Below are 12,293 nucleotides of genomic sequence, written 5' to 3'. Positions count from 1 at the left end.
GCACCATCAAGCCTGCAAGACCCCTTGCGGGCTTGGGGCCAGACACCAAAAAACCCGGCACCGTCAAGGTGGCCGGGTTTTTTTATGGCTTGTGCCTCAGGCTCACAGCGCCTTGCGGTGGGACTGCTGCAGCGCGGTGGAGACCCGCCGCGCAGCCTCTCACCGGCTCAACGGCCTGCGCGCTCCAGCATCGCGTGCAGCAGCACATTGCAGCCGGCCGTGATGTGCTCGGGCTTGGCGTCTTCGATCTCGTTGTGCGATATGCCATCCTTGCAGGGGATGAAGATCATGCCCGCTGGCGCCAGGCGCGCCATGTAGACGGCATCATGGCCCGCGCCCGAGACGGCATCCATGTGGGAGTAACCCAGCATCTGCGCGCCGCGCCGCACCGCATCGATGCAATCGGGGTTGAAAGGTTGCGCGGTGTAGCTGGACACCAGATCGATCTTGATCGTCAGCCCCGTCTCCTGGCTGATGCGCGCGGCCACCGCGCGAATATCCTGGTCCATGGCCTCGCAGTCGGCGTCGGTGGCATTGCGCAGGTCGATGCTGAATTTCACCTCGCCCGGAATCACATTGCGGCTGTTGGGATGCACATGCACCATGCCGACCGTGCCGCGCCCGTGCGGCGGGTGGCGGTGCGCGCAGGCCACCACCTCCTGCATCACCCGGGTGGCAACTTGCAGCGCATCCTTGCGCAGCGCCATCGGCGTGGGGCCGGCATGCGCTTCCATGCCGGTGACGGTGCAGTCATACCAGCGGATTCCCAGCACCCCGGTCACCACGCCAATCGTCTTGTCATGGTCCTCCAGCACCGGGCCCTGCTCGATATGGGTTTCAAAGTAGTAGCCGATAGGGTGGTCGCCGGGCTCCTGCGGGCCGATGTAGCCGATGCGCGCAAGCTCGTCCTTGACGCTTTTGCCGTCGGTGTCTTTGGCCGCATAGGCATGCTCCAGGCTGAAGGCCTTGGCAAACACGCCTGAGCCCATCATCACCGGCACAAAGCGCGAGCCCTCCTCGTTGGTCCAGAACGCCACCTCAATGGGCGCCTCGGTCTCAATGCCATGGTCATTGAGCGTGCGCACCACCTCGATGCCGGCGAGCACGCCATAGTTGCCGTCGAACTTGCCGCCCGTGGGCTGGGTGTCGATATGGCTGCCGGTCATGATCGGCGGCAGGCTGTTGTTGCGGCCTGGGCGGCGCATAAAGCCATTGCCGATCTTGTCGATGGTGACCGTCATACCCGCCTCCTGGGCCCAGCGTGTCACCAGGTCGCGCCCCTGGCGGTCCAGGTCGGTCAGGGCCAGGCGGCACACGCCGCCTTTGGCGGTGGCACCAATCTGGGCCAGCTCCATCAGCGATGCCCAGAGCCGGTCGCCATTGATGCGCAGCTGGCTGGTATCGGTCTTCACTTTCGTGTCCATGCTTGGTCTCCTTGTTTCATTGCGCGCGGGCCACGGCCGTGGGCGCCGTCTCTTGCGCCCGCTTTTGCACTGCCTGGAAGTTGGGGCCGAAGGCCGGCCGCTTGAAATACTGGCCTGCGCCCTTCTCGGCGCGCAGGTCGCCGTTCGCATACACCACGCGGCCCCGGCTGATGGTGTGGCTGGGCAGGCCTGTCACCTGCCGGCCTTCAAAGATGTTGAAGTCGCCCTTCGAGTGCTGGGTCTTGGCCGACAAGGTCTTGGTCGCCTTCGGATCCCAGATCACCACATCGGCATCGGCGCCCACGCCGATAAAGCCCTTGCGCGGATAGACATTGAAGAGCTTGGCCGTGTTGGCCGAGGTGATCGCAACAAACTCGCTGGGCGTCAGGCGCCCGGTGTTTACCCCGGCATCCCAGACCACGGCCATGCGCTCTTCGACGCCACCGGTGCCATTGGGTGTCTTGGCAAAATTGTCCTTGCCCACGGCCTTTTGCTCGGCGCAGAAGGTGCAGTGGTCCGTGGCGGTGGTGTGCAGATGCCCGGCCTGCAGGCCGCGCCACAGCGCTTCCTGGTGTTCCTTGGGGCGGAACGGCGGGCTCATCACATAGGCAGCGGCCGTCGCGTAATCAGGATGGCGGTACACGCTGTCGTCAATCGTCAAATGGCCGGCCAGCACCTCGCCGTAGACGCGCTGGCCGCGCGCCCGGGCACGGGCAATGGCGTCGGCCGCCTCGATGCAGCTCACATGCACCACATAGATGGGTACGCCCAGCACATCGGCAATCGCAATCGCCCGGTTGGCGGCCTCGGCCTCCACCATCGGCGGGCGCGACAGCGGATGGCCTTCCGGTCCGGTGATGCCCATGCGCGCCACCTCCTGCTGCAGCAGGTAGACCAGCTCGCCGTTTTCGGCATGCACGGTGGGCATGGCACCCAGCTCCAGCGCGCGCCGGAAGCTGTTGACCAGGGTTTCGTCATCGCACATGATGGCGTTCTTGTAGGCCATGAAGTGCTTGAAGCTGTTGATGCCCTCGTCGCGCACCAGCACGCCCATGTCCTCGCGCACCTGCTCACTCCACCAGGTCACCGCCACATGGAAGGAGTAGTCGGCCGCCGACTTCTCAGCCCAGCCGCGCCACTTGCGGTAGGCGTCCATCAGCGGCTCCTGCGGCGCGGGAATCACAAAGTCGATGATGCTGGTGGTGCCACCGGCCAGGCCCGCGGCAGTGCCGGTGAAGAAGTCATCAGCGGTGACCGTGCCCATGAAGGGCAGCTGCATATGGGTGTGCGGATCGATACCACCGGGCATCACATACTGGCCGCTGGCATCCAGCGTTTCGGTGCCGGCCGGTGCTTGGGCCGCAGCCCCTTCACCGACGGCCACAATCCTGCCGTCCACCAGCAGCACATCGGCGCGCTCTTCACGGTCCGCATTCACGACGGTACCACCACGGATCAGAAGGGGGTGGCTGGCTGTGCTCATCATGTCTCTCCTTGGTTCAAATCACAAAAACGGCGGCTGCTGCGCTCAAGCGCGCCGCAGCATGGCCTGCGACGCCACCACATGGCTGGCCATGCCGATGCGGTACACCACACCGGCAATGAACAGACCGATGAACCAGGCATAAGCGTACAGGTCCTTGAAGATCGCTGCCACATCGGGGAAGCTGGCAGGAAACGCGGCATTGAGAAAGCCCGGAATATTGGGCGCCACGCCGCAGGCAAATGCGGCAACAGCCACCCAGTTCCAGCCGCCGGAATAGCTGTATTTGCCGCCCTCGCGGTAGAGCTCGTCCACATCGAGTTGGGTGCGGCGGATCAGGAAGTAATCGACCATCAAGATCCCGGCAATCGGGCCGAGCAGTGCCGAGTAGCCGATCAGCCAGGTGAAGATATAGCCCTGGGTGGACTCCAGAATCTTCCAGGGCATCATCAGGATGGCAATCGCCACGGTGATGTAGCCGCCGGTGCGGTAGCTGATGCGTTGGGGGTTCAGCGCAGAAAAGTCGTAGGCGGGGCCCACCAGGTTGGCCGCCAGATTGACGCTCACCGTATCGACCAGCAGCACGATGAGGGCGATGAGCACTGCAGCGCCGGTCATGCGCGCGGCCACATCCACGGGGTCCCACAGCGCCTTGCCATAGATGACCACGGTGGCCGAGGTGACGATCACCGCCAGGGCCGCCAGCAGGCCCATGGGCACCGGCAGGCCAATGGCCTGGCCCACGATCTGGTCCCGCTGCGAGCGGGCAAAGCGGGTGAAGTCGGGGATGTTCAGCGCCAAGGTGGCCCAAAAACCAATCATGGCCGTGAGCGACGGCCAGAAGGTGCCCCAGAACTGGCCGGCCTTGGCTTCGCCAGCCGCAAAGGCCGACGGCTTGCTCAAGATCGGACCAAAGCCGCCCGCCTTGTCATACACCCACCACAGCAGCACAAAGCAGATCACGATCTTGGCCGGCGCCGTATAGGTCTCGAGCTTGCGGATGGACTCGATGCCATGCACCACAAAGTAGAACTGGATGGCCCAGAAGACCAGGAAGCAGACCAACTGCGCCACATTGATGCCCAGCCAGGAGATCTTCTCGCTCTCGAGCGGATGGCCCAGGATCACCCCGAGCAAGGTATAGATCATCAGGCCGCCAAACCAGGTCTGGATGCCATACCAGCCGCAGGCCACCAGCGCGCGCAGCACTGCAGGCAGCTTGGCGCCCCGGGTGCCGAAGGAGGCGCGGGCCAGCACCGCATAGGGGATGCCGTATTTGGCGCCCGCATGCCCGATCAGCAGCATCGGCACCAGCACAATCAGGTTGGCCAGAAACACCGTCATGACCGCCTGGAACGCCGACATGCCGCCTTCGACCAGACTGGCGGCCAAGGTGTAGGCCGGAATGCACATCACCATGCCTATCCACAACGCCGTGAAGTGGTACCAGGTCCACGTTCGCTGCGAGGCTTGCGTGGGTGCGAGGTCGTCGTTCCAAAGGCCACCGGCTTCGCTGCCGGCGGCACCCCTTGCTTGCGCGTCATGGGACATTGCTCACTCCTTGAGAGGTGTTATCGATAGGTTCTAAGCGTCCAAATCCAAAGTCTTGGTTTCCATCCTGTAGCACATCGGGTCATGCAAAAAGCGCGCCACCACAACGGATGGCGCGCTCGCCGCTCAAGGGGAGATCTGCGCGTCCACCCGTGACGGGTTGTTGGGGTGGGTGGTCCAGTTCGCATACTCGCCGGTGACGGTCTTGCCGGTACGCGCATCCACCTCGCCGGGCTGCAGACTGCGCATCGAAATCGTGTCGGGCACCGGGCAGATCGACACGCAGAGGTTGCAGCCCACGCACTCGGCCTCGTTCACCTCAAAACGGCGCTCACCGGCCGCACCCTTTTGGTAGAAGATGGCCTGGTGCGAGGTGTCTTCGCAGACCACATGGCAGCGCCCGCACTGGATGCAGCTGTCCTGGTCGATCACGGCCTTGTCGATGTGGTTGAGGTTCAGGTCCTTCCAGTCCCTGACGGTGGGCACGGCGCGGCCCTGGAAGTCTTCGATGGTCTTGAAGCCATGCGCGTCCATGTAATGCGACAGGCCATCGCACATGTCCTGCACGATCTTGAAGCCATAGACCATCGCAGCGGTGCAGACCTGCACCGTGCCGCAGCCCAGCGCAATGTATTCGGCCGCATCCTTCCAGGTGGTGATGCCGCCAATGCCGGAGATCGGCAGGCCAGCGGTTTGCGGATCTCGGGCGATCTCGGCCACCATATTCTGCGCAATCGGCTTGACTGCCGGGCCGCAGTAGCCGCCGTGCGAGCCCTTGCCATCGGTGCTGGGGTGCATCACCAAGGTGTCCAGGTTCACGCCCATCACCGAGTTGATGGTGTTGATCAGCGACACCGCATCCGCCCCGCCCGCCTTGGCCGCGCGCGCCGGAAAGCGCACATCGGTGATGTTGGGCGTGAGCTTCACAATCACCGGCAGCCGGCTGTAGTGCTTGCACCATTCGGTGACCATCTGGATGTACTCGGGCACCTGACCCACCGCAGCGCCCATGCCGCGCTCGCTCATGCCGTGCGGGCAGCCAAAGTTCAGCTCAATGCCATCGGCACCCGTGTCCTCCACCATCGGCAGGATGCGCTTCCAGCTCTCTTCGACGCAGGGCACCATCAGCGACGCAATCAGCGCGCGATCGGGCCAGGCCCGCTTCACCCGGGTCATCTCCTCCAGGTTGATCTGCAAGGGGCGGTCGGTGATCAGCTCGATATTGTTCAGGCCCATGACCCGCCGGTCCTGCGACATCAAGGTGGAGTAACGCGGCCCGTTGACGTTGACCACATGCGGGTCCTCGCCCAGCGTCTTCCAGACCACACCGCCCCAGCCCGCCTCGTAGGCGCGGGTGACGTTGATCTCCTTGTCGGTCGGCGGCGCAGAGGCCAGCCAGAAAGGGTTGGGGCTGCGGATGCCCAGAAAATTGCTGCGAATATCGGCCATGGCGACTCCTAGGTTCGGTGGAAAGAGGGCTGGGCGTGCGCTTAGGCGCTGACACCCACTTCGCGCATCAACATGCGGTGCATGGCCGCTGCGGCGCGTTTGCCGTGCTCCACGGCTTCCACCGTCAGGTCTCGGCCGCCCCAGCGGCAGTCGCCTCCCGCCCAGACCCGCTCCAGGCTGGTCTGGCCATCTTCGTCCGTCTCGATTCGCCCGGCCTTGAGGGCGATACGTGCGCCGGCGGGCTCGGCGATATAGCTCTGGCCGATGGCCTTGAGCACCATGTCGGCCGCCAGCACCTCGGTCTCGCCGGTGGTTTGCAGCTTGCCATCGACCTGCTGCGTGGCCGCCAGGCGGATGCCGCTGACGGCACCGTTGTCCACCAGCACTTCCTGCGGCGCCGCCCACAGCCGGATCGTCACGCCATGGGTCTGCGCCCATTGCTGCTCCACCGCGGAGGCCGACATCGCATCCTGACCACGCCGGTAGACGATGGTGACTTCCTGGGCACCCAGCAGGCGCGCTTGGACGGCCGCGTCCACGGCCGTCATGCCCCCGCCAATCACCACCACACGCCGGCCTACCGGCACCGTGGATTTGTCGGGCGCCTGGCGGATATCGGCAATGAAATCGACCGCATTGCGCAGGCCCTGGGCGGCGGGCTCGGCAATACCCAGGTCATTGACCCCTGCCAGGCCCAGGCCCAGAAACACCGCATCATGGCTGGCCAGCAGGCTGTCCACGCTAAAGTCGCGGCCCAGCCGCTGGTTGTTGCGCGGGGCAATGCCACCCACCGACAGCAGCCAGTCAATTTCCCGCTGCGCAAAATCATCGGTGGTCTTGTAGCTGGCCAGGCCGTACTCGTTCAAGCCGCCGAGCTTGGGTTTGGCATCGAGCAGGCTGACATCATGGCCCTGCAAGGCCAGCAGGTGCGCACAGGCGAGCCCGGCCGGACCAGCGCCCACAACGGCCACCTTCTTGCCGGTGGGCTCGGCGCGTTGGAACAGCGGCGCGCCGCCCGCTGCCATGAAGCGGTCGGTGGCATAGCGCTGCAGCGCGCCAATTTCCACCGGCTTGTCCTCATGGGTGTTGCGCACGCAGGCCTGCTCGCACAGCACCTCGGTCGGGCACACCCGGGCGCACATGCCCCCCAGCGGGTTCGATTCGAGAATGGTCTTGGCCGCGCCCCGGATGTTGTCCTGCGCAATGCGGGCAATGAAGCTGGGCACATCGATGCTGGTCGGGCAGGCCGTGGCGCAGGGCGCGTCGTAGCAGTAGTAACAGCGCTCGGCTTCGATCGATGCCTGCGCCCATGTCAGCGGCGGGTGCGCATCCGAGAAATTTTCAGCGTATTGGTCCGCGCCAAGCCGTCCTGCGCGCACACCGCATCCTGTGGGTCCGTTCATGACTCATCCTCCTCGACTGGGTTACCAGCGCGAGTGCGAACGGCTCCATCACCATGCCGCCTGCGACCGCGCCACTGCCTCTACAACAAGTCCGGCCAATGGCATGGCTGCGCCATCCATTCACCGCCAAAGCTGCACCAACCAGGGAGGGTTCATCAGGCCCTCATCGTGGGTGTTTGATCTGTCCTGTGCTGCTGTTGCCGCAGCACTTAGGGAACCATTAAATGCCCGATTAAAGTTTTACGCACTGGTAAAAACACTAGGCAAACGCTACGACTGACGCTTCAGTCCGGCCACGAGGCGGGGCTGGCCTGGCGCGAACCTGGCGTTCTGGGCTTTTGCGAAAGTGCGCAAAGCTGGCCTGCCATGAAGGGGCGATCCATCGGCGCATGCGCCGATCTGCCAGGCGCCATCACCCGCGCAGCAAGCAGTGCCAGCGGAAGATCTGCATGTGGCTGGCGGCGCAAATCCAGTCCCTTGGGATAAGCGTGCGCCATCCCCCTCCAAGCCCAGCGGCATTGGTGGAGCGGGGCCAGCAATCAGCGATAATGATAACAATTCCCATTTGCGTATATGGCAGGACTGCGTTCCTGGCCACGGCGACGGCGTCCACCGGTTGCGAAGTCCCCTCTTTCCCTTTTTGCAACGGCCGCCTGGTGTTTGAGCGCTACTACCGCGAACTGCTGAACTTTCTGTCCCGATCGGTACAGGACCGCGACACGGCGGCCGATCTGGCCCAGGAGAGCTATGCCCGCGTGCTGGCGGCCCAGCAGACCGGCCAGGCCGTGCATGACCCGCGCGCGCTGCTCTACCGCACCGCCCGCAACCTGGTCATCGACCAGCACCGGCGCAGCAGCATTCGCGCCGAGCTGGAGACCGCAGCGCCCGCAGCCGGCGATGAGCCGGCGCTGGAGCACCTGCCGGGCCCGCGCACCCTGGAGCCCGAGACCATCCTGGCCTCGCGCGAAGGTCTGGCGGCCCTGGTCGCCACCATCGACCAATTGCCCCCGCGCTGCCGCGAAGCCTTTATGCTCTACAAGTTCGACGGCCTGAGCTATGCCCAGATCGCCGAGCACATGGGCATCTCCACCCGCACGGTCGAGATGCAGCTGCAAATCGCGATGGAGGCCTGCTGGCGTTGCCAGGACCGGCTCGACGGTGCTGCACATGCCCGCCATGGACGCGCCAAGCCATGAGCCGCCCATGCCCGCCTCCGACTCCAGAATTGACCACGAGATGAACGCATCGCCCCTGCCACCAGAGAACACCGCCGGCCTGCGCCAGCAGGTGCTGGACTGGTTTGTCCGGCGCCAGCGCGAGAGCTGGAGCACGGCGGAAGAGCAGGCCTTGCAGCAGTGGCTGGCGGCCGATGCCGCGCACCGCGCCGCCTATGTGCAGTGGGAGCAGCACTGGCGCGCGATCGATGCCATGCCAGCCGATGCCATCGCCCAGTTGCGCCGCAACCTGGCGCATGACAAGGCGCTGCCAAGCGCCACGGCCGCTGCTGCCCCCACGCCGCGCCCGGCCGCAGCAGCGTCTGCGCCTGCGCCTGCCGCAGCCCTGCCAGCCTTGCGCCGCCGCTGGCTGTTGCCATCGCTGGGCATGGCCGCTGCGATCGTGATGACCAGCGGCACGGGCCTGCTGGCCTGGCAGCACTGGCAGGCGCAACCCGTGTTCAAACAGGCCTATGCCTCGCAGCGCGGCCAGCAGTTGCAGGTACAGCTGCCCGATGGCAGCGAGCTGCGCCTCGATACCGCCACCCGGCTGGAGGTGGCCTACTACCGCGACCGCCGCGAAGTGCTGCTGCACGAAGGCCAGGCCCTGTTCAGCGTGCAGGCCGCTCCGCAGCGCCCTTTCCATGTGCTGAGCGGCCCGGTCGGCATCACCGTGGTGGGCACCCGGTTTTCGGTACGCTATACACCGGGTCTGGCTGACAGCGATGGCGTGCGCGTGGCCGTCGAAGAAGGCAAGGTGCGCGTGGTACGCCGCGATGGCGCGCCCGGCCCCGCGCTGACGCAGCTCCCCGAAGCCCAGACCTTGGTGGCCGGCCAGCAGATCAGCGCCAACCCCGAAGGTGGCCTGAGCCCCATCCAAGCGGTCGCCGCCGAAGGCATTGCCGCCTGGCGCGAGCACCGCATCAGCTTTGTCAACACGCCGCTTGCGCAGGCGCTGGCCGAGTTTGAGCGTTATGGCAGCACGGGCCTGACAATCAGCGACCCGGCCGTGGCCGCGTTGCGCCTGAGCGGCACCTTTGACCCCAGCGATACCCAGACCTTGCGCAAGGTGCTGCCCCATGCGCTGCCGGTGCGACTGCAGCAGGTGGCGGGCGGACTGGAAATACGCGCGCTGCGTTGACGTCGCCAAGCCCCAGAAAATTTTAATATTTTTCGCGCTGACTACCGTATTTCTCGGAACTCGTGCGTCTACCTCAGTAGGAATGATTTGCATTGACTACTTTGAGGACCTCCATGTCGTACCCCCTTCTGCGTCCCGCTCCGCTGGCTTTGGCCATGGCCCTGGCCTTGGGCTCCGTAGCAGCCCATGCGCAAAGCGCCGCACTGCCGACCACCCCACTGGCCTTCAGCATCCCGGCACAGCCGCTGGCCGAGGCGCTCAACGACTGGGCGCGGCAAACGCGCATCCAGCTGATTGCCCAGCAAGGCCTGGTCGCCGGTAAGCGGGCACCAGCCATCGTCGGCACCTTGACGCCCAACCAGGCGCTGGACCGCCTGGTGGCCGGCACCGGCCTGGTGGCCACGGTGGAAGGCCAGGCGGTGGTGATCAAGGCCGCCTCGGTGGGGGAAGAAGGCGCGACCCTGGCGACCGTCACCGTGACGGCCGATGCCCAGCGCGATGGTGCCACCGAAGGCACGGGCAGCTATACCCAGCGCGGCCCCAGCGCCACCGCCACGGGCTTGAGCCTGAGCCTGCGCGAAACCCCGCAGTCGGTCAGCGTGATGACGCGCCAGCGCATGGACGACTTCAAGCTCGACACCTTGACCGATGTGATGGAGCAGACCCCGGGCATCGGCACCTACCGCCAGGGCAATGCCACCGATTTCCAGGCGCGCGGCACTTCGGTCAACCTGCAGACCGATGGCATGGCCCAAGTGCGCAGCGGCTGGTACTACCTGACCAGCACCCTGTTCTCGCTCGACGACATGGCCGAGATCGACCACATCGATGTGCTCAAGGGCTCGTCGGGCCTGGTGGTTGGCAAGGGCGAATACGGCGCCACCGTCAACATGGTGCGCAAGCGCCCCACACGGACCTTCCAGGCCAGCGTGCAGGCCAGCGCCGGCAGCTGGGACAGCTACCGCGCGCAGGCCGATATCGGCGGCCCGCTCAACGAGGCGGGCACCCTGCGTGGCCGCCTGGTCGCCTCAGCCACCGATGCGGGCAGCTTTCGCGACCATGAAGACAGCAGAAGCAAGATGCTGTTCGGCACCCTGGAAGCGGACCTCAGCCCGGACACCTTGTTGAATGTCGGCTTTACCTACCGCCAGCGTGCGGCCAACGGCATCGGCACCACCCAACCCATCCAGGGCTACACCCGCGCCGGTGTCAAAACGCCCGACCGTCCGCGTTCGTTCAACACCGGCGCGCCCTGGGGCGGTTATGACCAGAACGCGCTCAACCTCTTCGGCAGCCTGGAGCAGCGCCTGGGCAATGGCTGGTCCACCAGCCTCAAGTTCTCGCACCAGCAGGTGCGCATGGATGACATGTTTGCCGGCTACCTCTACGACCAGGACCGGCTGAACTATGGCCGCTGGCTGGACATGCGCAACGACAACTGGACCGTGAACCTGGACATCAAGGGCCTGTTCAGTCTGCTGGGCCGCCAGCATGAGCTGCTCGCCGGCATCGGTATCTCGCGCTTCCAAAGCAGCGTCAAGCTGCCGTTGAACGCGCTGACCCTGCTGCCGCTCGATGGCCTGGGCACCAGCTACGACCAGGGCGGCGCCTACCTGCCCGAGCCCGACACCAGCAGCTGGACCTATGGCAACAACCGCTTCAGCCAAAAACAGCGCTACGCCTATGCGGCTGGCCGCTTTCAGCTCAGCGATCCGCTGCAGCTGATTGCCGGCTTGCGCGTGACCAAGTTCGAGGAGCGCGACATCACCCCCTACTGGTGGAACTACGACATGAACGAGAGCGCGGTCTACACGCCCTACGCCGGTCTGGTCTACGACTTCCACCCCAACATGTCGGCCTACGCCAGCTACGCCAGCATCTTCCAGCCCCAGACCTCGCAGGACGAGCAGGGCCGCACCCTCAAGCCCGAAGAAGGCAACACCTATGAGGTCGGCATCAAGGGCGAGTTCTTTGACAAGCGCCTCAACGCCAGCATCAGCCACTACTGGATCAAGACCAAGAATACCGCCGAGGAAACCGGTGGCCTCACCCCTGGTGGCGACACCGCCTACCGCTCCGTCGCCTCTGCCACCCGCCACGGCTGGGAGCTGGAGCTGTCGGGCGAGCTGGCGCGCGGCTGGCAGGCCCAGGGCAGCCTGGTGCGGCAAAACAGCTCGCTGAGCAACACCAGCCAGTACCCCGAGTACCAGTTCAAGCTGGGCAGCACCTACCGCTTTGACGAAGGCGCGCTGCGTGGCCTGACCGTCGGTGCCTCCACCCGCTGGCAGGACAAGACCTCCGTCAGCAACAGCGCTGCTACCCTGGAACAAAGCAGCTACGCGGTGCTGGACCTGATGGCCCGCTACCAGGTCGACAAGCAACTGTCCTTCAGCCTGAACGTCAACAACGCGCTGGACAAGCACTACAAAGCGGGTGTGAACAACTTCAGCGCCATTGGCCTGTACTACACCTGGGGAGCGCCGCGCAGCGTGAATGTGGGCATGCGTTACGACTTCTAAGCGGTCACCATAGCGGTACCTGGGCCGGGTGGCCAACCATTGCGCCCATCTTGGTGACAAATGCCACAGCCCACATTCTGTGGGCTCTGGCGCGATGGTGTGCCATGGT

Annotated in this window: 8 protein-coding genes; 3 read left to right on the top strand and 5 right to left on the bottom strand. The window is 65.2% G+C overall.

What is annotated here, in order from left to right:
- Positions 1–167: 167 nt before the first annotated feature.
- From F0Q04_RS07025 to F0Q04_RS07005, 5 genes are all read right to left on the bottom strand, one after another.
- Positions 168–1,424, bottom strand: coding sequence for a Zn-dependent hydrolase (locus tag F0Q04_RS07025; protein WP_116924588.1), 1,257 nt, complete (start codon positions 1,422–1,424; stop codon positions 168–170).
- A 16-nt stretch (positions 1,425–1,440) separates the two neighbouring features.
- Entirely contained in the window at positions 1,441–2,907 is a 1,467-nt protein-coding gene (gene hydA, locus F0Q04_RS07020; RefSeq protein WP_182345042.1) for a dihydropyrimidinase, read from the bottom strand.
- A 45-nt stretch (positions 2,908–2,952) separates the two neighbouring features.
- Complete coding sequence (locus tag F0Q04_RS07015) at positions 2,953–4,458, bottom strand: NCS1 family nucleobase:cation symporter-1 (protein ID WP_116924587.1); 1,506 nt, start codon at positions 4,456–4,458, stop codon at positions 2,953–2,955.
- Positions 4,459–4,584: 126 nt separating this feature from the next.
- On the bottom strand, positions 4,585–5,907 hold the full coding sequence (gene preA, locus F0Q04_RS07010) for an NAD-dependent dihydropyrimidine dehydrogenase subunit PreA (RefSeq protein ID WP_182345041.1): 1,323 nt from the start codon (positions 5,905–5,907) through the stop codon (positions 4,585–4,587).
- A 41-nt stretch (positions 5,908–5,948) separates the two neighbouring features.
- Entirely contained in the window at positions 5,949–7,310 is a 1,362-nt protein-coding gene (locus F0Q04_RS07005; protein ID WP_182345040.1) for an NAD(P)-dependent oxidoreductase, read from the bottom strand.
- 656 nt (positions 7,311–7,966) lie between these two features.
- On the opposite strand from F0Q04_RS07005, the gene F0Q04_RS07000 reads away from it, so the two are divergent.
- From F0Q04_RS07000 to F0Q04_RS06990, 3 genes are all read left to right on the top strand, one after another.
- Positions 7,967–8,506 carry a sigma-70 family RNA polymerase sigma factor gene (locus F0Q04_RS07000; protein WP_182345039.1) on the top strand — a complete coding sequence of 180 codons (540 nt, stop codon included), beginning with the start codon at positions 7,967–7,969 and terminating at the stop codon, positions 8,504–8,506.
- Positions 8,507–8,513: 7 nt separating this feature from the next.
- The gene (locus F0Q04_RS06995) at positions 8,514–9,665 is read left to right on the top strand and encodes a FecR family protein (RefSeq protein WP_232539534.1); all 1,152 of its coding nucleotides are present in this window, start codon (positions 8,514–8,516) and stop codon (positions 9,663–9,665) included.
- A gap of 113 nt (positions 9,666–9,778) precedes the next feature.
- Positions 9,779–12,184 carry a TonB-dependent siderophore receptor gene (locus F0Q04_RS06990; RefSeq protein WP_182345038.1) on the top strand — a complete coding sequence of 802 codons (2,406 nt, stop codon included), beginning with the start codon at positions 9,779–9,781 and terminating at the stop codon, positions 12,182–12,184.
- Positions 12,185–12,293 lie beyond the last annotated feature (109 nt).

This window comes from Comamonas koreensis (assembly GCF_014076495.1).
Taxonomy (GTDB): Bacteria; Pseudomonadota; Gammaproteobacteria; order Burkholderiales; family Burkholderiaceae_C; genus Comamonas; species Comamonas squillarum.
Note: the sequence above shows the minus strand (reverse complement) of the source record. Positions and strands in the feature narration are given on the sequence as shown.